We start from the raw sequence: 21,883 nt of genomic DNA, 5'->3' as shown, positions 1-21,883 counted from the left end.
TACGTGTATCACATCAGGAATCTGTTAGCGGGACCGACCATAAAAGGATACTTAGTCACAGACCAGCTATCCGACGCCGAAGTATATGAAAGCGCCCTGAACTTTCTGCAAGGAAGAAACAATGGCCTAAATACTGTAATAGGAAAAGGATTTCCTATGCCAAAACTTCGGGTTTCTTTAGAAGATGGGAAAATCAAAGCTCCCGCGTACACAATCTCTAGCTGATTCCAAACGAAGCTTGGCTCGCCCGCATTACCACCACACCAGCCTGAACCTGTAGCGGGCTCAACCTACTGCACCCCTCCTTGAAAGAATCATCTGTCATTATCATTAGACCCTGTCGCAACGGGGGGGCGAACAGGATACTGTTGGCCACCCCAGCGGCGGAAAAGTACACGCCCAACATTGCCCCAAAAGACACGGGGCATGCGCACAGAACCACCCAAAAACAAAGCCAGCATACGCATCATCCTACTGCCTCACCATTCCTGGCAATGCTACGAGAACACTGCAAACAACAAAGACAGTTGCGTCTAGTGACAGGATCTAAAAGGGTTGAGGCTTTGATGCCTATGGCAGAAATGGGGGTAGCCTTTACCGTCGACCGCGATGACTTCGTTATGCTCAATGTAGACTTGCAATGTTGGAACAAATTCACCGTCTCGCAAAGTTATAGAAGAGGTGCAGGGGCATGGTGCTAGGCCTACCGCGGAACTGTGTTTCTTGCTATGGGTGTTAGTCTGTAGATGGCGGTAGATATTATGTGATGGTCTTCCACATCCATTCTGGTGCGGTATTAGCATGTGCTTGATGAGATGGAGCAAGACGCCGTCGAAAAAGTTGCCGGTGCTTTGTTTGGGTAACTATGGTCAAAAATATTTTAAAATCAGGTGAAAGCCTTTGCTGGGCAGGGTTTTAGAGGGGGGTGAGGATTGGGACTTCTGAGCCCCCTTTCTTGCCTTTAGTTATGAGGCTGAGATAAACCGAGCGGAACCCCCGCGTGTCCACTGTGGATGCGCGGGGGTTCCGCCGTTTAACCGGGCTATTTAGCGTGCCGGGATGCCCAGGCTTCCCCGGTGTAATCTGGCGTGAAATCGGCAGAGAAGCAGGGGAGTGGGAGCGGTTTTGCCGGTTCTGGCTGTTCCGATGGCCGGAATTTTTACCTTCACCCCGTAGCATAAAAAATTATTGATATATCGGGGCGCGGGGCGTACTCTGATACGACTAACTATCAACGCAGATTTGAAAGGAACATCATGCGTTCAGTTGTTATGGAAGCTCCCGGCAAGGTTGTCGTCAACGAAGTTGAGAAGCCGACCCTCCTCGAACCCACCGACGCCATCATCAAGCTCGCAGCATCCTGCATCTGCGGCTCCGACCTGTGGCCCTACCGCGGCGCACAGCCCGTCGACCACCGGGCGATGGGCCACGAATACATCGGCGAAGTCGTCGAGGTCGGCTCCGAGGTCACCACCGTAGCCCCCGGCGACTTCGTCGTAGGCTCCTTCTGCATCTCCTGCGGCGAGTGCGAAACCTGCACCGCAGGCTACCCCTCCCGCTGCCTCAAGGCAATCGCAGCAGGCGACGCCTTTATCGGCGCACGCTCCAACGGCACCCAGGCAGAATACGCCCGCGTACCCTTCGCAGACGGCACCCTCGTCAAGACCCCCGCCGCACCCACCGCAGAGCAGATCCCGCACCTGATGGCGGCATCCGACGTGCTCGGCACCGGCTGGTACGCAGCAGACGCAGCGCAGGCAGGCCCCGGCAAGACCATCGTCGTTGTTGGCGACGGCGCAGTCGGCCTGAGCGCAGTCATCGGCGCCAAGCAGCTCGGCGCGGAGAAGATCATCATCATGTCCCGCAATCCCGAACGTCAGGCGCTCGCTAAGGCATTCGGTGCAACCCACATCGTGGAAGAGCGCGGCGAAGAGGGCATCGCCAAGGTCATGGAGCTCACCGACGGCGTGGGCGCACACGGCGTTGCGGAGGCTGTCGGCACCCAGCAGTCTTTCGACCAGGCTCTCGGCTGCGTACGCCACGGCGGCTACATCGGCTTCGTGGGCGTGCCGCACGACAGCTCCATCGGCACCGATAAGCTCTTCGGCAAGCAGGTTCACCTGGAGGGTGGCCCCGCCCCCGTGCGCAAGTACCTGCCGACCCTCATCGACCTGATTTACAAGGGCGAAATTGAGCCCGGCCGTGTCTTCGACCTGGTTCTGCCCATCGACGAGGCGGCTAAGGGTTACGAGGCAATGGACCAGCGTACCGCCACCAAGGTTCTGCTGACCATGCCGTAATAGCCGGTCGTATCGCCGGTTCCTGTACCGGTAGCCCGGCGTGTATGCGCTACTAATCCCCGCACCGACCCTGCCGCTCCACGTGAGCGGAGGTCACCGGTTGCGGGGATTAGTGCATTAAAAATTGAGTTTATTTGCCACCTTTCGGCGAGGTGAGGGACAAATGAGTGAGCCAAGGCATAGAATAAAAGAGCATGATTCGTACAACTCGAAGGATGACAATGACGAAGAAGCCTTTCCCTTCCGACCTCGAAATCGCACTTGCCGCCGATCTTTGGCCTATTAACAAGATCGCAGCAGACAACGGCATCAGCGAAGATCGCCTTGAACCCTACGGCAAGTATGTCGCTAAGGTCCTCCTCGACGAAACCACCAACGCAGAGACCGCCCGCAAGCGCGGCTCCAAGTACATCGTGGTTACCGCAGTCACCCCCACCCCGCTCGGTGAAGGTAAGACCGCAACCTCCGTCTCCCTCGCACAGGGCTTCGCCCAGACCGGCCGCAAGGCAATCCTGGCTCTGCGCCAGCCCGCAATGGGCCCGACCTTCGGCATCAAGGGCGGCGCAGCAGGCGGCGGCTACTCCCAGATCGTTCCCATGGAGAAGCTGAACCTGCACCTGACCGGCGACTTCCACGCCGTCACCGCAGCGCACAACCTGCTTGCCGCCATGATTGACAACCACCTGCACCACGGCAACGAGCTGCGCATCGACCCGCGTGCAATCGAGTGGCGCCGCGTTATCGACATGAACGACCGCTCCCTGCGCAACATCGTCGTGGGCCTGGGCGAACGGATGGACGGCGTGGTCCGCGAGACCGGTTTCGACATCACCAGCGCCTCCGAAATCATGGTGATTCTCTCGCTGGCAACCTCCTTCAAGGACCTGCGTGAGCGCCTGGCAAAGATCGTCATCGGCCTGAACTACGACGGCGAGCCCGTCACCGCAGCCGACCTGAAGGCTGACGGCGCAATGTCCGTCATCCTGGCAGACGCAATCAACCCGAACCTGCTGCAGACCCTGGAGCACACCCCCGCACTGATTCACGCGGGCCCCTTCGGCAACATCGCAACCGGTAACTCCTCCGTGGTCGCCGACTACGTTGGCCTGGAGTACTCCGACTACGTGATTACCGAGGCTGGCTTCGGCGCCGACATGGGTGCGGAGCGTTTCTTCAACGTCAAGTGCCGCGTCTCCGGCCTGAAGCCGGACGCCGCAGTGCTCGTCGTGACCGTGCGCTCCCTGAAGTCCCACTCCGGCCTGTACAAGATCGTTCCGGGTAAGCCCCTGCCCGAAGGCATGCTGCAGGAAAGCCCCTCCGACGTGGAGAAGGGCGCAGAGAACCTGAAGAAGCACATCGAGATTGTGCGCAACTTCGGTGTTCAGCCGGTCGTGGCAATCAACGCGTTCCCGACCGACTTCGAGTCCGAGCACGAGACTATCCGCCGTATCGCTGAGGAGGCTGGCGCTCGCGTCGCTATCCACCGCGGTGTGGCTGAGGGTGGTAAGGGCACCACCGACCTGGCAGACGTGGTTGCTGAGGCATGTGACGACGTTTCGGATCTGAAGTACACCTACGATCTTGAGGACTCCATCGAGACCAAGATCGAGAAGGTTGCGACCAAGGTCTACGGCGCGGACGGCATTTCGATTGCTCCCGCCGCTGCTAAGCAGCTGAAGCGTTTCGCTGAGCTGGGCTACTCGCACCTGCCCGTGGTTATCGCGAAGACCCACCTGTCCATCTCTTCGGATGCCACTTTGAAGGGCGCACCGACCGGCTGGACCCTGCCCGTGCGCGAGGTTCGCCTGGCTGCAGGTGCTGGCTACGTCTACGCTATCTGCGGCACCATGCGCACCATGCCGGGTCTGAGCAAGAGCCCCGCAGCTGAGCGCATCGGATTCGACGAGAACGGCGTGATGGTCGGCCTGTCCTAAGGCAGCTGTTCCAGCTGATTTATAGCTAGTGGAGGCGGCGCTCCTTCCCCACAGTGAGGGAGGGGCGCCGCCTTTGCTGTGCTCTATGGTGCTTTTGTGGAGTGCTCTGCCCCAGATATATGGAAGCATGAGGGGCGAATACGAGGTGTGCAACGCTTGAGGGCTGGGGAGCGGAGCTCTTGAAAACAGAGTGAAACTAGGCTGCAACCGGGCTGCAACCGGGGGAGTGAAGGATCCTGAAACTCCTAGTGGAGGAGTCTCTCAACCTTTCATTGAGGCTTCTAGTGCGCCTGTTTTGAGGGTGGGATTGGTACGTGCTGGTTAATAATTGGGCTCTATTTATGCTTGAAAGTGAGGTTTTATTAAACAATCTGTAGAGGTTGATTTTTTAGTGACACACTGTCTTACATTTTGTGAAAATATGGTATTGACTAGGTGCTTTGTTTTTTGAAAGATGTTTTTTTGGGTGGCTCTAGGACCCCTTTTGGATGAGGTATTGTTATTGTTTTGTTATAAAAGCCCTATCTTCAAAGGTTCCCAAAGGGGGTGAAACAGACCAATTGATTTTTCCCCCAAGTGTATATTTGTGCACTTTTTGAACAGTGGGCGGTGCATTTTTTCCTGCTTATGAAGTTGCAAGTACTTGAAAGTACTTTCACCTTAACCCTCTACTTCTGCGGAATACCGGGCTAAAACCGGGTATTGAACCTTTGGGATTGCCGAGCGTGAAGCTTGAGTTAAAGGTGCACCGAAGTGCCAAAAGGGGGAAATTCTAAAATTATTTTGAGTGAAATAAATCACATACAAATTCGAAAAAAATGAAATTGGTATGTATGGATACCCTAAAAAAACACCTGTTTTTATTACGGAATGATTACAATGAGGCGCAGGTCACCAAATCTGGCTCTCCGTACCAAATTGGGTGGTAAAACAGTCCCCAAAAAGTTCGCTACTATTGAGTCATCAAGTAATCGTGAGATTTCCAAAGTCCTCGGGTTGCTTGTGTTTGAGTGAGTGATAGATACCCCTGGGTGTCATGAGAAGCGACTGTGTATCGATGCGCAGTCGCTTCTCTGTTTAACTTTTGAATCTCACTGAACCCTCAACCGGGCGGGGTCCAGTCGGAACCTAATCCGCGCTGAACCCAATCCGTACCGAGTGTGCTCCAGAATCTGTTCCCTGTGCATCCCATACATGCATCCAGCACATGCAACCCGTACATGTATCCCGCACGTTCAACGCCGAATGCGCTGATAGGGGAGCGAACCGCATAGGCGCATGCTGTGTGGTCACAACCCCTACACTGGAACTATGACTACTTACCCCGAACCCACCCTCATCTTTGAGAACCCCGAACTGACTGTCCGTGCGTTCAGTGTCTCCGAGATGGACAACAGTGTCTACCTCATCACCATGCGCGCCACCGGCGAGCAGGTACTCATCGACCCCGCAGACGACGCAGAAGAACTCTACGCTTTCACTCTCGATGCGCTCCTGAAGGACTGCCCGCAGCTCGAACTAGCAGACGGCGAAGAACGCCGCGTGCGCGTCATGGAGAAGGAAGAGGACTTCAACTCCATCAGGCCCCGTGCGATCGGTCTGACCGGCATCCTCGTTACTCACGGCCACTGGGACCACATCCGCGCTATTAAGGAGCTCGACCACCTCACCGGTGCCGTGACCTCCGCGGGTGCAGCTGATGCAGCCGCTATTAAGGAGCAGGAAGACTACACCATCGAAGAGGAGCTGGCCGGCGGCGAAAGCTTCGACTTCTACCTCTCTGACACCGTCATCCGCGCCCTGCACGTGCCCGGCCACACCCCCGGATCCATCGTCTACACCCTCGAAACCACCTGGGAAGACGGTACCCCCGCAACCCTGCTGTTCACCGGCGACACTCTCTTCCCCGGCGGTGTGGGCAAGACCGACTCCCCGCAGCAGTTCGGTGAGCTCTTCTCCAACGTACTCGAAAAGCTCTTCGGTGGCTTTGAAGATGACGCCATCGTGCTGCCTGGCCACGGTCGCTCCACCACCCTCGGCGACGAGCGCCCCGACCTTGAAGAGTGGGGAACCCGCGGCTGGTAAACCGCGCCTGCCAGTCCGCCTCATATAAGTACTGCACCCTCATGCCTTCACCCGCCGCATAATCCCGCTGGTGAAAGGCGTGAGGGTGTAGAATTTAAGTTCGAAGATAAGACGAAAGGATTTTCGATGACACCCCGCCCGGCACACGGTAGCACCGCACTCAAAGCGAACGACCTGACCAGTATCCGGGTTCAGGGTGCCCGCGAAAACAACCTCAAGAACGTAGACCTCACCATTCCGCGTGATGCGATGGTCGTCTTCACCGGCCTCTCCGGCTCCGGTAAATCCTCCCTCGCCTTCGACACCATCTTTGCGGAAGGTCAGCGCCGCTACGTCGAGTCGCTGTCCTCCTACGCGCGTATGTTCCTCGGACAGGTTGACAAGCCCGACGTAGACTTCATCGAGGGCCTCTCCCCGGCGGTGTCTATCGACCAGAAGTCCACCTCCAAAAACCCGCGCTCAACTGTCGGTACCATCACCGAAATCTACGACTACATGCGTCTGCTCTGGGCACGCATCGGCCACCCGCACTGCCCCGAATGCGGCGAAGAAATCACCCAGCAGACCCCGCAGCAGATCGTGGACATTCTGCAGGGGTATCCCGAACGCACCCGCCTGCAGATCCTCGCGCCCGTCGTCAGCGCACGTAAGGGCGAGTTCGTAGACCTCTTCAAGGACCTGCTGACCCAGGGCTACTCGCGTGCCCGCGTGGACGGCGAAACCGTGCAGCTCTCCGACCCGCCCAAGCTCGCCAAGCAGTACAAGCACACCATCGAGGTGGTCGTCGACCGCATCGTCATTAAGGACGGTATTCACCAGCGACTCACCGACTCCATCGAAACCGCGCTCAAGCTCGCCGACGGCCGCGTACTCATCGACTTCGTGGACCGCGAGCAGGACGACCCCGAACGCACCCGCTCCTTCAGCGAAAACCTCGCCTGCCCCAACAACCACCCGCTGCAGATCGACACCATCGAGCCGCGCGCCTTCTCCTTCAACTCGCCGTTCGGCGCATGTAGCGCCTGCGACGGCATCGGCTCGCGCCTTGAAGTAGATACCGAACTGCTCGTACCCAACCCCGACCTGACCCTCGGTGAGGGCGCTATCGCCCCCTGGTCGCAGGGCAAAGCAACCACCGAATACTGGCTGCGCCTGCTCGCGGGCCTGGGGGAGGAGCTCGGCTTCGACCTGAACACCCCCTTCAAGGACCTGCCCGCCAAGACCCGCGCCGCCATTCTGGACGGCAAGGACTACAAGGTTGAGGTGTCCTACCGCAACCGATTCGGCCGCGAACGCCGCTACACCTCCGGATTCGAAGGCGTGAAGGCGTACATTAAGCGCAAGCATGAAGAAACCGAATCGGACTTCGCCCGCGACCGCTACGAACAGTACATGCGCCAGGTCGCCTGCCCCTCCTGCGGTGGTGCGCGCCTGAACCCGACCATCCTCGGCGTGAAGGTCGGCGGCAAGTCCATCGCAGACATTACTGACCTGTCCCTGGCTGACGCACTTAGCTTTGTGCGCGGCCTGCATCTCAGCGCCCGCGAAGCCAAGATTGGCGAGCAGGTCCTCAAGGAAATTGACGCGCGCCTGCAATTCCTGCTGGACGTGGGTCTGGACTACCTGACCCTCTCACGCTCCGCCGGTACGCTCTCCGGCGGTGAGGCGCAGCGCATCCGCCTCGCAACCCAGATCGGTTCGGGTCTGGTCGGCGTGCTCTATGTGCTCGACGAGCCCTCCATCGGTCTGCACCAGCGCGATAACCGCCGCCTCATCGAAACCCTCACCAAGCTGCGCGATATGGGCAACACGCTTATTGTGGTTGAACACGACGAAGACACCATGCGCGAAGCTGACTGGATCGTGGACGTAGGACCCGGCGCAGGCGAGCACGGCGGCGAAATCGTGCACTCCGGCAGTTTTGAGGAGTTGCTGAAGAATACCAAGTCCATTACCGGCGACTACATGGCTGGCCGCCGCACTATTGAGGTGCCCGCATCCCGCCGCCCCGTGGACAAGAAGCGTCAGCTGACCGTGCACGGTGCCCGCGAAAACAACCTCAAGAACGTGACCGCATCCTTCCCTCTGGGTGTGTTCACCGCGGTGACCGGCGTGTCCGGCTCGGGTAAATCCACCCTCGTCAACGACATTCTGTACACCTCCCTGGCGAACAAGCTCAATGGCGCCAAGCAGGTACCCGGCCGCCACAAGAGCATCGACGGCCTGGAACATCTGGACAAGGTCATTCACGTGGACCAGTCGCCCATCGGTCGTACCCCGCGCTCGAACCCTGCCACCTACACCGGCGTGTTCGACCACATCCGCAAGCTGTTCGCAGAGACCAGCGAAGCGAAAATGCGCGGCTACACCCCGGGTCGATTCTCCTTCAACGTCAAGGGCGGCCGCTGCGAGGACTGCTCCGGCGACGGCACCCTGAAGATTGAAATGAACTTCCTGCCGGACGTGTACGTGCCCTGCGAAACCTGCCACGGCAAGCGCTACAACCGCGAAACCCTCGAAGTGCACTACAAGGGCAAGACCATTGCCGACGTACTCGAAATGCCCGTGGAGGAGGCAGCAGAGTTCTTCGCCGCATTCACCCCGATTGCGCGCCATCTGAACACCCTCGTGGATGTGGGCTTGGGCTACATTCGCCTGGGCCAGCCCGCAACCACCCTCTCCGGTGGTGAAGCGCAGCGCGTGAAGCTCGCAACCGAACTGCAGAAGCGCTCCAACGGTCGCTCCATCTACGTGCTGGACGAGCCGACCACCGGCCTGCACTTTGAAGACATCCGCAAGCTGCTCGCCGTGCTGCAATCGCTGGTTGACAAGGGAAATAGCGTCATCACCATCGAGCACAACCTGGACGTAGTCAAGTGCGCCGACTGGATTATCGACATGGGCCCCGAAGGCGGTAGCGGCGGCGGCACCGTCATCGCAGAGGGCACCCCGGAACAGGTGGCTCAGGTGAAGGGCTCGCACACCGGCGCGTTCCTTGCTGAGATCCTGAACTAGTCAAGAACTTGATCTAGAGGAAACCTACGTGACTGAAACTCAAGGAACCGAACCCACTCGGGGAGCCCAGGCAACCCGTGGCGCCGTGAACCGGGGTGCTGCGAACCGTGGCGCTGTGACCACCGCGGACCGTGCGCGGCACATCCTGCACACCCAGCTTGAGGCGGACTTCTGCCAGGCGCCCGGCTCGATTAGCCGCGCCTTCGAAGAGCTACGCGACTACCCGGAAGCCGAAAGTCTGCCGCTGCTCGCCACCGTGCAGCCTCCCTCCGAGAAGATGGGTGCCGCACGCCGCCGCAACGACGATATCTGGGAGTTGCGCGTCGCCAACTACGCGAGCGTCGGCATTCTCTGCGCCAAGCATCCGCGTGTGCTGGACAAGGCCATCGACTACATGCTCGGCGACCAGTCGAACTGGTTGGGCGACTACGCGCAGCTGCGCCAGCTCAACGAACTGCTCACCCCCTACACCCAGCAGGTTAGCGGTACGAGCATCTACTACACGCCCGGCCGCGCCCTGCTGAACTCGGTCATACCCGAGGGCGTGCAGGCACAGGAGGTCAAGTGCGCCGTGCCCGGTGTGGGTATGATGCGCCGCGTTGACCCCGCCGAGCTGAAGGCGGCGCTGCTCGCCGAAATCACCAGCGAGCGCACCATCCGCAGGGAGGCGAATGCCTCCGCGGGTGCGCTTGAGGTTGACCCGCAGGACGCGCAGGCACGCGTAACCCACCTGCGCGTGGAGCTGCTGGACGCTGAGCAGTTTGAGCGCTTCCGCGGGGATAAACGCTACTCGAACGCGCTGGGCTTTAGCGTGACCCGCCCGGATGTGCTGGTGCTCGCCGCATACCCGGTGGATGAGAACGCATCTAAGGCACCTGATGCACCCGCGGCGGGGGAGAGCGCCGCGCTCGCAGACCCTATTGCTATGGTTGGCCTGAGTGACGATTCGCCGATTATGCGCCAGATTGGTATTGATGTGCTGCCCGCCTGGCGTGGCGCAGGCATCGCCAGCGTGCTGGTGCGTGATGCGGCACGCCTGACCCTGGCGGAAGGGTACCTGCCGTTCTACGGTACGAGCCCGTCGCACATGCTGTCGCAGAGGGTTGCGATGAATGCCGGGTTGGTGCCGACCTGGTGGGAGTACGTATCCACCAGCCTGAACGACCTACCCATGGACTAGATTTGCCTACAGACTAGAGCCGCCCGCGCTAGGTATAACAGGCACTAGACAAACAGCATATGCGCGAAAGCCCCCGAGATTAGAATCTCGGGGGCTTTTTGCTGCTGAGTTTCGCGTGTTAGCCGCGCGGGGTTCAGCGTGCAGGGATTTTCGCGGGGTTTAGCGTCTAGACTCGCCGTATAAGGAACAACTTCTAGAGCCTTACCAGTTACAGCTCCGCGCCGTTGCTGGCAATCACCTCGCGATACCAGTGGAAGGACTTCTTACGGTAACGCGCCAGGGTGCCGGTGCCGTCGTCGTTGCGGTCCACGTAGATGAACCCGTAGCGCTTGGATATCTGCGCGGTGGAGGCGCTAATCATGTCGATGCAACCCCAGGTGGTGTAGCCAAGCACGTTCACGCCGTCCTCAATCGCCTCGCGTACCGCGTGCAGGTGCTGGCGCAGGTAGTCGATGCGGTAGTCATCCTCCACGGTGAGCTCACCGTTCACCTCGACCAGTTCGTCGCGGGCGCCCAGGCCGTTCTCCACGATGAACAGCGGCTTCTGCCAACGGTCCCAATACTGGTTGAGGACCACGCGCAGGCCGGTCGGGTCAATCTGCCAGCCCCATTCGCTGGAGGGCAGGGTCGGGTTCGCCACGCCGCCGAGGATGTTGCCTTCGCCGCGCTCGCCTCGTGCCGGGTCGCCGGTCGCGCAGGTGGACATGTAGTAGCTGAACGACACGAAATCCACGGTGTTCTTCAGGTCCTCGCGGTCCTGTTTGGTGATGTTCAGCTCCACGCCCTTCTCACGCAGAGCACGCAGGAAGTAGCCGGGGTATGCGCCGCGCACGTGCACGTCACCGAACGCGAAGTTCGCCTGTTCCGTCTGCATGGCGGCGAGTACGTCGGCGGGGTCGGGGGTGAGCGGGTAGGTGGGCATGGCAAGAATCATGCAACCAACCTGGGCGCCCGGTGCCAGTTCGCGTGCCGCAGCGGTAGCCCGTGCGGAGGCGACCAGCTCGTGGTGCATCGCCTGATACAGGTCGGCGTCGCTGAGCTGATCCGCCGGGGTGTTAATGCCGCCGGACATGAACGGCAGGTGCAGCATCGAGTTGATTTCGTTGAAGGTCAGCCAGTACTTCACGCGCTTGCCGTAGCGGGCGAACACGGTGCGGGCGTAGCGTTCGTAGAAGCCGATGAGCTCGCGGCTGGTCCAGCCGTTGTACTGCTCGACCAGGTGCAGCGGGGTTTCGTAGTGGCTGAGGGTGATGAGCGGTTCCATGCCGTGCTTTTCGAGCTCGTCGAGCACGCGGTCGTAGAAGGCGAGGCCCGCCTCGTTCGGGGTTTCTTCGTCGCCGCGGGGGAAGATACGCGACCAGGCGATGGAGAAGCGGAATACCTTGAAGCCCATTTCCGCGAGCAGGGCGATGTCTTCGCGGTAGCGGTGGTAGAAGTCGATGCCCTCCAGCTTGAGGTTGTCCTCGGTGGGTTCTGCGGTGCGCGGGTACAGGCCGCCGGCGGGCAGCACATCCTGCAGGCTGGGGCCCTTGCCGTCTTCGTTCCATGCGCCTTCGAACTGGTTGGCGGCGGTGGCGCCTCCGAAGAGGAAACCGTCTGGGAACGCGTCGAGCGGCTGCGGCTCAGTCAGCGCCGCGCTGGTGTGCTGTTCAGTGCTGACGCGCGGTAGCGCGGTGGTTTGGGCGGTGATGTGCTGGTCCTGATGCACGGCATCCTCCAAGGTGTTTTGGGTCTTTCTTCTACCCTAGCGGAGGGGGTAGGGGATTGCTAGGTTTTAGCTACTCGGGTGGGCGTTTCCGTATTGTGGGGAGGCGTAGGAGCTGTGGCGGGCGTAACCGTAGAATAGGAGCGTGCAGATTATTCGAGAGACCGGCCCCGAATCCGGCGATATCCTCATCCACCACGATCAGACGGTGCAGATGCTCCGCGAGGTGGCAAGCGGGCAGCGTGAAGCCACCCTACGCATGTATCAGCCGAACCCGACGGTCGCGTTCGGCCGCCGTGACGAACTGAACCCCGGCTTCGCGGCTGCCTCCGCGGCGTGTGCCGAGCACGGTTTTGAGGTGCTGGTGCGCAAGGTCGGCGGGCATGCCGCCGCCTACCATCAGGGGTGCCTGGTTGTGGACCATTTTCAGCCCGCCTCCGACGCCCGCAGCGGCAACACTCTACGCTACGAACTGTTCGGATCCATGTACGCGCAGGCGCTACGCGAAGTCGGCGTGGATGCGCGCATGGGCGAAATTCCGGGGGAGTACTGCCCCGGTGAGTATTCGGTGCACGCGCAGCTTCCCGCCTCCGCAGGTGGCGGCCGCATTAAACTGGTCGGCACCGCCCAGCGTGTGGTGACCGGCGGCTGGTGGTTCAGCACCGGCATCGTGGTCTCTGATTCTGCACCCCTGCGGGCTGTCACAGCGGATGTGTACCGTGCCCTCGGCATGGAACTGGACCCCGCCACGGTTGGCGCGGCGCAGGATGCGAACCCCGAGCTGCTCATGGAAGACCTGGAAGACGCCATCGTTGAGGTGTACGCCCAAAACGGTTTTCGCTGAAGTGGCTCACTGAACGATTCGCTGGAGCGATTCGCAGGGCGGATTTCGCTCATTTTTATCCCTGACTTTTACCCCTAACCCACCCTGAACTACCCCCACCTGAAGCGAAGGAGCATCCATGCGTTGGGCGCAGATTAAAGACTCGAAGGGCAGCCGCGCGGTCTGCTTTTTCGAAGAGACCGTGTACGAGCTTCCGGCGAAGCTCAGCCCGCTACTGAATTTCTACAGCCGGTTCCGCCTGAACTTTGGCGACCCAAAGAACTCCGTGGCAATCCTGAAGGAGAACGGCGCGACCGTCATGGGTCACGGCGAGGAACTGTGGAACTCCCTGCCCTTTATTCGCCCGCTGGATAAGCCCGGCAAGATTGTGTGCGCCGGTCTGAACTACCGCGACCACGCCGCGGAAATGAACCTTGAGGTACCCGAGCACCCGGCGCTATTCGCGAAGTTCCCGAACGCGCTGATTGGTCCCGGTGAACAGATCCGTATGCCCGCCGATGACGGCACCGGCAGCACGAAAATCGACTGGGAGGTTGAGCTCTGCCTGGTCGTGGGCGCTCGCCTGCGTAACGCCACGGAGGAGCAGACACTTGAGGCTCTGATGGGGTACACGGTCATGAATGATGTGTCGGTGCGTGACTGGCAGGGCCGTTCCTCGGAGTGGTTCCAGGGCAAGAACTGGGATGCGATGACCCCGTTCGGTCCGGTGATTGTGAGCCCCGATGAGGTTGACCCGGTTGCCGGCCTGGAACTGGTCTGCGAGGTGGATGGCGTGGTGCGTCAGCGCGGCACGACGGCGGATATGGTGTTCACCCCGGCGCAGCTGCTGTCCTATATTTCGCGGTTCATGACTCTGGAGCCGGGCGACCTGGTGGCGACGGGTACCCCCGCCGGGGTTGGCCTGTCGCTGTATCCGCGTCAGTGGTTGAAGCCGGGTCAGACGGTGCGCACCCGCATTGAGGGCATTGGTGAGCTGGTGAATGTCTGCTCGGAGGCGGGCGCACTGTAGCTATCTGGTAGCCCAGCAGATGGCTGGCATGCAGCTGGGTAGCCCAGCGGGTGGGTGGAGGTCGCCTCGTGCGAATGAACCCACGTGAACCCACGCTGGGAGCTGCCGATACCAGCTACGGGGTGTACCCGCGGCAGCTATAAGTGAATATATATGCACTCCGCATGTGTTTTTGAGGCACATGCGGAGTACTTTTTGCGTCGATAAATCCCCCCGGTGGGCGGCTTGGATTCGTTGTTGGGAGCTGCATTCGGCACCGAGGTGGGGGAGTGGCGCGTTTGCATGGTTACATGCTGTCAAACACACAGAAACTTTAAACTTTTACGTAAATTTTAGGATTTTGAGTGGGTTTTGAGCGGTCGCCAGGTGAAGTGAGGGGTGCCCTTGCGGGGTGGTGATTGCCTGAAAAATGCTCCTTGAGGGGTGGCTGGGTGCTCATTCTGGTGCATGAGATGCTATCTGCTCTCAGTGCAGAATCCCAGATTGTGGTCACGTGTGAGAAATTCAACAGGGGTTTTGGTGCGTCTTTCAGGGAACTTCAAGGTTTAAAGTTTAGTTTCCCGTACGCATTTTTCGTTTTCTTCACGTCACCCTCGCTTGACTAGGAGTAAAGCCTGAGCACCTGGGCGCAAATTCTATGTTTTCAACCGCCAATAAATGCACAAAAGTGTAAGGAAATATGAGTCTAAACCTGAACCTTTAGCAAAAAATCGGTGCCCAAAATCACAAACTCGTTTTGCGGTCACCCCAAAGACTATGTAGGGTATGGGGATTATCTGAGAGTTTCCTGAGAATTCCTGCCAGAAGATCAGGACCCACCCGGGCACACCCTCAGATGAATATTTCACTCACGTCCGTGTTTGTTCATGCAAACGCACTCACTCAAACAAGCCGACACGAACGGAAGAAAAACATGACCGCAACTGCATTCAAAAACCCGGCACAGCGCCCGGCAAACCGCCGCCGTGCCACCATCGCTGCCTCCGCAGCATTGGCAACCGTCATCACCGGTGCGAACCTCCCCGCGACTTTCGGTGCAACCGCCTCCACTCGCAACGTAGCCGGTACCACCTGCGTCGACGCAGGCTACCGCACCGTGCCGACCCTCGCGAACATCACCAACGTCGCACCCGGCCCGACCTGCCACTGGACCCCCGACCAGCAGGCGAAGATCATCGCGACCCTCGCACCGGTCAACTCCTCCCTCACCAAGGCGCAGCTGACCACCACCGAGAACACCTCGCCCCTGAGCGGCAAGCTCGCCCGCGATTCATTCGCCGCCAAGAAGCTCACCGGTACCGAAGCCGTCGCCGCTAACAGCAGCGAAATCAGCCGCACCTTCCTCGAATACACCGGCGATGCGGGCAACCACCCCGTCACCACCGCCATCAACGCGGGCACCGTGAAGAAGGACCGCGCCCAGACCGTCGGCGGCCACGAGAACATCCCGACCCTCGCCGTGAACTCCGCCAACCCGCACCAGGAATACGTCGAGGTCGTCTCCCGTGACAACCGCGTCAACGCCAACGCAGAGAACAAGCGTATCCTCACCGGCGGCGTCCCGATCCCGAAGTGGCTTGCCGAGGATCACGGCCTCTCCGGCGACCAGTCCGTCGCCCTCTACGATGAGGCGACCGGCATCTGGCGCTCCTACTTCAAGTTCGTCAAGGATGCGGACGCACAGACCTACACCAGCACCGCCCGCGTGCAGGTGGGTGGCGGCAACGTATCCACCCCCAAGAGCGCAAAGATTCAGTACGACAACGTCGGCCGCGGCAACGCAGGCCAGACCGTCACCATCAACGCACCCGTGAGCATCGACGCGAAATACGGCAACGCCCGCACCTCCTACCCGATTGCTCGCGGCGCGAAGTTCCGCCTGGCAAAGAACGTACCCGGCGCGTCCATCGACGCGAACACCGGCATCATTACCTACAAGATTCCCGCAGGCACCCGCGGTACCGTGGACATCCCCGTTGCGGTTGACTACCCGGCGACCTACCACGTGTCCTCCGGCGGCTACATGCTCGCTAAGCCGAACTTCGGCGGCGTGGGCGAAGACAACTACTGGCTGACCCTCAAGAACGGCACCTCCTCCGTGGTGGGCCTGGCAAACGAGCTCACCCAGATCGGTGTGGACGAGCTCAAGGCAGGCAAGATCAACCACATGGTGTCCATCACCGCGGCTGACTATGCAGCGCTGACCTCCTCCTTCCCGGCGAAGGGCACCGACGGCAAGATCGACGTAAACAAGCACCCGAACGCACCCCGTGCGGGCCAGCGCGGCTTCCTGCCCGCAAACTTTGACGTGGAAGAGCACCTGCGCAACACCGGCCACGCCGATGACCAGCTCTCCCGCATGATTCTGACCGCCATGAAGGAATACGGCTTCATCATCGCTGACCGTAATCTCTTCACCAACGCATTCAACCTGGAGGCGGCAAGCTCCTACGCGCCCTACGCCCGCCAAGGTAAGAACGTGTACAAGGAAGACCCGAAGCTCGCGGCAATGTTCGCGAACTTTGTGCCCAGCGGTTTCACTGGCACTCAGTTCCCCTGGCAGCAGGTGCAGTGGATGCCCGTGAACTACACCGAGTCCGCTGAAAACAGTGCAGGCCGCAACACCGCCCGCGCAGATACCAGCGTGAAGTTCAAGTATCCCTCAGACTCCTACGGTAAGACCGGTACCGGCTCCGGCATGATCTACCAGCCCGCCGAACACCACGCTACCGTCTACTCCGGCGAAACCGCAGTCGCGCAGAGCGTACACCAGTCGCACAAGGTCTCCCCGAACTACCGTTACGCCCGCGACTACAACTTCCAGGAAATCCAGCAGACCCCGAACTTCCGCCCCAGCCGCTGGGTCAACAAGGAGAAGGTCAACACTGCTGGCGGCCAGTTCTCCAGCGCGGAGACCGGCATCCGTTTTGCCTCCAACGGCAAGACCGGCACCTACTCGATCGACCTGAACACTCACGACGTCACCGGCACCACCTGGGACCTGCGCCGCGACAACGGTACGAACATCACCGTGAACCGCACCGGCAAGGCACCCGCACGCATGTCCGATGTGAAGGCGAAGAAGGGCGCAGCCGCGCAGCTGTACTCGATCCCGCTGAAGGTGCACGTGGTCGACAAGAACAGCCCCATCGCACGTGAGGACTTCGTCTCCCTGTACTCGGGCACCACCCAGAACGTGGCAGTCCTGAACAATGACGAAGCATCCTTCGGTGCGTACCGCCGCGGCGAGACCGTGAAGAAGCTGGAGCTGCTCAACCAGCACGGCCAGGCCGTCAGCGCATACAGCGACGAATACGGCACCTACCGTGTGGTGACCCTGCCTGACCGCACCCAGGGCATCGCGGTATCCGCTAAGAATAAGCAGGGCTTCGCGCCGCTGGTCCGCTACCGCGCAGTGACCGACAAGGGCGTAAAGTCCGCTGAAGGTTACCTGCAGGTAGCAGTCGCTAACCGCTAGCCGGACGCACCTGCAGTATTAGTGCACATAGGGGAGAGGGGCACGCTCAAGAAAGCACGCCGCACAGGCGTCACTTCCTTGACGTGCCCCCTTTCCTGTACATAAGGTGAAAATACTATGACTCAGAGCCAGCACACAGACCAGACCGAAACCACCCACGCTCACTACGCCGCCGAGCAGGTAGCGAAGCACGTAGCCGAGCACACCGCGGAGCACGCCCACGAGGTGCCCACCAACGCGCCCCTCCTCGAAGGCAGCGGCCCCAAAGACTGGGAGGAACAGTTCGGCCCGTCCGTGGCGATTTTCTCTGCGCTCGCTAACCCGCTACGCCTGGCGATTGCGCACCACCTGATGCACCGCCCGCACAGCGTGAGCGAACTGCACACCTGCCTGGGCATTTCGCAGCCGCTCGCCTCGCACCACCTGCGCATCCTGCGTGAGGCTCACGTGATTGACCGTGAGCAGCAGGGACGCACCACCATTTACCGTCTGAAAGACGACCATATTAGCCACATTGTGGTTGACGTGTATGAGCATACGCGTGAGCATCATGCGGACTAGTTTGCCCTCAAGCTGAGCGTTGCCTGGGAGCCGTTGTAAGATGGTGTGTGTCCGTGCACCAGTACAGTGCGGAATAGTATGCGCACCCGCGGCGCCCCGAGTGGCACGCTGCGCCTGAGTTAAGGAGACTTATGTCTGCCGCTGATTCTTCAGCAATTGTTATTAGCGTTTCTGGTGAGGAGCGCGAGGTCACCGCGAAGACTGCCGCTGAGCTGTTCGCTGACGACCCGAAGATCGTTGTGGCACGCGTGAACGGCGTGCTGGTTGATCTCTCCCACGAGCTGTCTGCTGGCGACTCCGTTGAGCCGGTTTTCATTCACGAACCGGACGGCCTGAACGTTCTGCGCCACTCCGCTGCGCACGTAATGGCGCAGGCGGTGCAGGAGTACCGCAAGGACGCCAAGCTGGGCATTGGCCCGTACATTACTGACGGCTTCTACTTTGACTTTGATGTGGCTGAGCCGTTCACCCCGGAAGATCTGAAGAAGATCGAGAAGTCGATGATTAAGATCATCAAGTCCGGTCAGCTGTTCCGCCGCCGCGTGGTCACCCACGACGAGGCTGTCGCCGAGATGGCGAACGAGCCGTACAAGCTGGAGCTGCTCTCCCTGACCCAGGGCCCCGGTTCTGGTGCGGATGCTGCCGAGGGCGCATCCGTGGAGGTCGGCGAGGGTGAAATCACCATTTACGACAACGTGCACCCGAAGACCGGCGAGACCGTCTGGAAGGACCTCTGCCGCGGCCCGCACCTGCCGAACACCAAGCTGATCGCTAACGGTTACGCCCTGATGCGTGCCGGTGGCGCGTACTGGCGCGGTTCTGAGAAGAACCCCATGCTGCAGCGTATTTACGGTACCGCATGGCCGACTAAGGACGAGCTGGTGGCGTACAAGGAGCGCATCGCTGAGGCGGAGCGCCGCGACCACCGCCGCCTGGGCCGTGAGCTGGATCTGTTCTCCTTCCCGAAGACCATTGGTCCCGGCCTGCCGGTGATTCACCCTAAGGGTGGCGTGATTAAGCGCGAGATGGAAGACTACGTGCGTACCCGCCACATTCAGGAGGGTTTCCAGTACGTCAGCACTCCGCACATTTCGAAGGAAGACCTGTTCTACACTTCCGGTCACCTTCCGTACTATGCGGACGGCATGTTCCCGCCCATGGAGCTGGATAACGGTCATTACCGTCTGAAGGCTATGAACTGCCCGATGCACAACGAGATTTACCGTTCTCGTGGCCGTTCGTACCGTGAGCTGCCGCTGCGTTTCTTCGAGTTCGGTACCGTGTACCGTGACGAGAAGTCCGGCGTGCTGCAGGGCCTGACCCGCGTGCGCATGATCAGCCAGGATGACTCCCACTCGTATGTGACGAAGGAGCAGGCACCGAACGAGGTGCGTCACCTGCTGAAGTTCATGCTGAGCCTGCTTGAGGACTTCGGCATGACTGACTTCTACCTTGAGCTGTCCACCCGCGACACTGAGGGCGATAAGAAGGATAAGTTCATCGGTACTGATGAGCAGTGGGAGGAGGCTACCGCGGTTCTGGAGCAGGTTGCGAAGGAGACCGGCCTGGAGCTCGTCCCGGATCCGGGTGGTGCTGCGTTCTACGGCCCGAAGATTTCGGTTCAGGCAAAGGACGCGATTGGCCGTACCTGGCAGATGTCGACCGTGCAGTACGACTTTAACCAGCCGAGCCGTTTCGGTCTGGAGTACCAGGCTGCGGACGGCACCGTGCAGGAGCCGGTCATGATTCACTCGGCGAAGTTCGGCTCGATTGAGCGCTTCCTGGGCGTGCTGACTGAGCACTATGCGGGCGCGTTCCCGGCGTGGCTCTCGCCGGTCCAGGTCATTGGTGTGCCGGTGGCTGAGGCGTTCAACGACTACATGACCGAGATCGCGGATAAGCTGCGTGCGCACGGCGTGCGTGTTGAGGTGGATTACGGTTCGGACCGCTTCACGAAGAAGATCCGTACTGCGTCTACTGAGAAGGTTCCGTTCATTCTGATTGCTGGCGGTGAGGATGCGGAGCACGGCGCTGTTTCGTTCCGTTTCCGCGGCAACAAGCAGGAGAACGGCGTGCCCGTGGATGAGGCTGTGGCACGTATTGTGGAGCATATCCGCAACCGCGTGAACGAAGACCCCAAGCCCAGCACCGAGGTTGCTGAGTAATAAGGGTTTAGGATGCGGGTTCGCCGGCGATGCTGACTGCGGTTGACCGCGGTTAGCTAAGCCGGCGGACTTGTACTTACCCTATATATAGAAACCACCCCCTTTTCGGCGACAAGCTGCGGAGGGGGTGGTTTTTGTGTGCCTTGAGGAGGCGCGGGCGGGGAACGTGGTTGAGTGCAGAAGGTTGTGTCGCGGGCTAGTTTTTAGCCCCAGAGTGCTAGCTTGGTAGTAAGGCGAACGTCCATAGTCATTCAGAAAATGGGTAGCTGGATGGTCCTGAAAATGATGTATCGCTGTTGATTATTGAGGGAGCACGAGCGTATGAAGTCGAATAAGTATGTTCCTGTTGGGATGCTGTTCTTGATCCTGGCAATTATCTTGAACGCAGTGTCAACTGTCAGCGACCTAGTACTTGGAATTCTCTACGGCATCTCAATAGCGGTATTGATTATTGGACTATCTAATAGTCGAAAATAGGTGCTGCAACTGAGAAAAGGGGGCTGGGGGTCTTCCCGGTTTGGCCGCTCAGCTGGCAGTAGCTGCATGGAGTTGCCGAGGTGCATTATAAGCAACCAAGGAGGTATATTATGAAAAGTATTATTTTTCAGAGCATCGGTGCTTTTATCCTCGTATTTTCTCTTTCCTGTCTGTTCTTGACAGTGATTCAGGGAATGGGAAATCTTTGTTCACCAAACGTTCTTATGATTTCCTTAGGTATGGGTTTGGTATCGGCTACCATGTACTTCTTTGCATTCAGGAATCATGACTAGTCAACCGTGCTATCTTAAAACATCTTAGAGGTAGGGCTATTGTCAGCCCTACCTCTCTTTTGTGTGTCTGTGCATATGGTGTGTCTACGGTAGCGCACTAGGGTTCGTTTGAAATCCTGTACTCGCACCTAGTTGTTCCCAATCTTTTTGCGCGACGGCGGCGGTCAAGCACGGTGCTTGCGCGGGTATACCCGTGCCTTCGCTATTACATAGTCGAAGAGAACCGACCCCTGAATAGTATTATGGAAAGCAACGTCGCTTACGAAGAAGCAACAGCCTTTATCGTAGAAGGCGCATTTGAAAGGATGAAGAATGGCAAGCATCGAAGTGATGAAGGAGCGGGCTCGTATTGCGGGTCGTTTCAACCTGTCTGCCCGCCGCAATCCAGAACACCGCGCACTCGTAACCCTAGCGGCTCAACGTGCCGGAGGAGAATGCCACGTCATCCCCGCTGCACCCGGCGAGAAAGTCGCTGACGTTTTCCGCCGCTCCCGTAACATCGCTGGAGAATCAGCCGTCATCATCGTCACCGAAATCAACGGAACGCTCTACTCCCAGATTATCCAAGCCGAACGCGTCCGAAACCTCGGGCAAGACTCACGCGGTGTAACAACCGTTGCGAGCGCATCCGGTGTTACCCAGCCAGAAACCGCACACGAAGACCTGACAATCGGCACTTTCTTGCAGTACGCACAGATGATTCCGACCGGCTCAGTTGTCCTAGAAAGCGACCTGAGCCCGGTGCAGGCAGTTGCGCATAACGCGTTGGGAACCCACCTGGTCACTGCCTAAAGACAGCCTAGAAGGAAGCAGGCATAAAGGGACCCGGCGGACTAT

12 protein-coding genes are annotated in these 21,883 nt (G+C 59.5%); 11 read left to right on the top strand and 1 reads right to left on the bottom strand.

Going from position 1 to position 21,883, the window contains the following annotated elements:
- Nucleotides 1-1,256: 1,256 nt before the first annotated feature.
- The 5 genes from HMPREF2927_RS06105 (at nucleotide 1,257) to HMPREF2927_RS06085 (ending at nucleotide 10,514) form a co-directional block, all read left to right on the top strand.
- A complete protein-coding gene (locus HMPREF2927_RS06105) occupies nucleotides 1,257-2,300 on the top strand; it encodes a zinc-dependent alcohol dehydrogenase family protein (protein ID WP_049327263.1) in 1,044 nt (347 codons plus the stop codon).
- 221 nt (nucleotides 2,301-2,521) lie between these two features.
- Complete coding sequence (locus HMPREF2927_RS06100; protein WP_005508799.1) at nucleotides 2,522-4,234, top strand: formate--tetrahydrofolate ligase; 1,713 nt, start codon at nucleotides 2,522-2,524, stop codon at nucleotides 4,232-4,234.
- A 1,311-nt stretch (nucleotides 4,235-5,545) separates the two neighbouring features.
- A complete protein-coding gene (locus tag HMPREF2927_RS06095; protein WP_070686459.1) occupies nucleotides 5,546-6,319 on the top strand; it encodes an MBL fold metallo-hydrolase in 774 nt (257 codons plus the stop codon).
- A gap of 126 nt (nucleotides 6,320-6,445) precedes the next feature.
- The gene (gene uvrA, locus HMPREF2927_RS06090; protein ID WP_070686457.1) at nucleotides 6,446-9,334 is read left to right on the top strand and encodes an excinuclease ABC subunit UvrA; all 2,889 of its coding nucleotides are present in this window, start codon (nucleotides 6,446-6,448) and stop codon (nucleotides 9,332-9,334) included.
- A 28-nt stretch (nucleotides 9,335-9,362) separates the two neighbouring features.
- Nucleotides 9,363-10,514, top strand: coding sequence for a GNAT family N-acetyltransferase (locus HMPREF2927_RS06085; protein WP_070686455.1), 1,152 nt, complete (start codon nucleotides 9,363-9,365; stop codon nucleotides 10,512-10,514).
- Nucleotides 10,515-10,722: 208 nt separating this feature from the next.
- Here the strand turns inward: HMPREF2927_RS06085 and HMPREF2927_RS06080 are convergent, their stop codons facing one another.
- Nucleotides 10,723-12,222: a glycoside hydrolase family 1 protein gene (locus tag HMPREF2927_RS06080; RefSeq protein WP_070686663.1), complete on the bottom strand. Its 1,500-nt coding sequence runs from the start codon at nucleotides 12,220-12,222 to the stop codon at nucleotides 10,723-10,725.
- A gap of 142 nt (nucleotides 12,223-12,364) precedes the next feature.
- Between HMPREF2927_RS06080 and HMPREF2927_RS06075 the strand changes: the two genes are divergently transcribed.
- The 6 genes from HMPREF2927_RS06075 (at nucleotide 12,365) to HMPREF2927_RS09280 (ending at nucleotide 21,838) form a co-directional block, all read left to right on the top strand.
- Nucleotides 12,365-13,063 (top strand): lipoate--protein ligase family protein, encoded by a 699-nt coding sequence (locus tag HMPREF2927_RS06075; RefSeq protein ID WP_070686452.1) that lies wholly within the window; start codon nucleotides 12,365-12,367, stop codon nucleotides 13,061-13,063.
- Between the two features lie 118 nt (nucleotides 13,064-13,181).
- Nucleotides 13,182-14,072 (top strand): fumarylacetoacetate hydrolase family protein, encoded by an 891-nt coding sequence (locus tag HMPREF2927_RS06070; protein ID WP_070686450.1) that lies wholly within the window; start codon nucleotides 13,182-13,184, stop codon nucleotides 14,070-14,072.
- Between the two features lie 913 nt (nucleotides 14,073-14,985).
- Nucleotides 14,986-17,550 carry a Rib/alpha-like domain-containing protein gene (locus HMPREF2927_RS06065; RefSeq protein WP_070686448.1) on the top strand — a complete coding sequence of 855 codons (2,565 nt, stop codon included), beginning with the start codon at nucleotides 14,986-14,988 and terminating at the stop codon, nucleotides 17,548-17,550.
- Nucleotides 17,551-17,667: 117 nt separating this feature from the next.
- Nucleotides 17,668-18,111, top strand: a complete 444-nt coding sequence (locus tag HMPREF2927_RS06060) for an ArsR/SmtB family transcription factor (RefSeq protein ID WP_070686446.1) — start codon at nucleotides 17,668-17,670, stop codon at nucleotides 18,109-18,111.
- Nucleotides 18,112-18,242: 131 nt separating this feature from the next.
- Nucleotides 18,243-20,276, top strand: a complete 2,034-nt coding sequence (gene thrS, locus HMPREF2927_RS06055; protein WP_070686444.1) for a threonine--tRNA ligase — start codon at nucleotides 18,243-18,245, stop codon at nucleotides 20,274-20,276.
- Nucleotides 20,277-21,358: 1,082 nt separating this feature from the next.
- Nucleotides 21,359-21,838, top strand: coding sequence for a hypothetical protein (locus tag HMPREF2927_RS09280; protein WP_233992334.1), 480 nt, complete (start codon nucleotides 21,359-21,361; stop codon nucleotides 21,836-21,838).
- Nucleotides 21,839-21,883 lie beyond the last annotated feature (45 nt).

The sequence above is a fragment of the Rothia sp. HMSC061E04 genome (genome assembly GCF_001813685.1).
Taxonomy (GTDB): domain Bacteria; phylum Actinomycetota; class Actinomycetes; order Actinomycetales; family Micrococcaceae; genus Rothia; species Rothia mucilaginosa.
The sequence above is the reverse complement of the archived record's forward strand: the minus strand, read 5'-3'. Positions and strand labels throughout refer to the sequence as shown.

Coding starts and splice junctions, on each gene's coding strand:
- HMPREF2927_RS06065 (WP_070686448.1), top strand. CDS start 14,986: ATGACCGCAACTGCATTCAAAAACCCGGCACAGCGCCCGGCAAACCGC.
- HMPREF2927_RS06105 (WP_049327263.1), top strand. CDS start 1,257: ATGCGTTCAGTTGTTATGGAAGCTCCCGGCAAGGTTGTCGTCAACGAA.
- uvrA (WP_070686457.1), top strand. CDS start 6,446: ATGACACCCCGCCCGGCACACGGTAGCACCGCACTCAAAGCGAACGAC.
- thrS (WP_070686444.1), top strand. CDS start 18,243: ATGTCTGCCGCTGATTCTTCAGCAATTGTTATTAGCGTTTCTGGTGAG.
- HMPREF2927_RS06095 (WP_070686459.1), top strand. CDS start 5,546: ATGACTACTTACCCCGAACCCACCCTCATCTTTGAGAACCCCGAACTG.
- HMPREF2927_RS06070 (WP_070686450.1), top strand. CDS start 13,182: ATGCGTTGGGCGCAGATTAAAGACTCGAAGGGCAGCCGCGCGGTCTGC.
- HMPREF2927_RS06060 (WP_070686446.1), top strand. CDS start 17,668: ATGACTCAGAGCCAGCACACAGACCAGACCGAAACCACCCACGCTCAC.
- HMPREF2927_RS06100 (WP_005508799.1), top strand. CDS start 2,522: ATGACGAAGAAGCCTTTCCCTTCCGACCTCGAAATCGCACTTGCCGCC.
- HMPREF2927_RS09280 (WP_233992334.1), top strand. CDS start 21,359: ATGGCAAGCATCGAAGTGATGAAGGAGCGGGCTCGTATTGCGGGTCGT.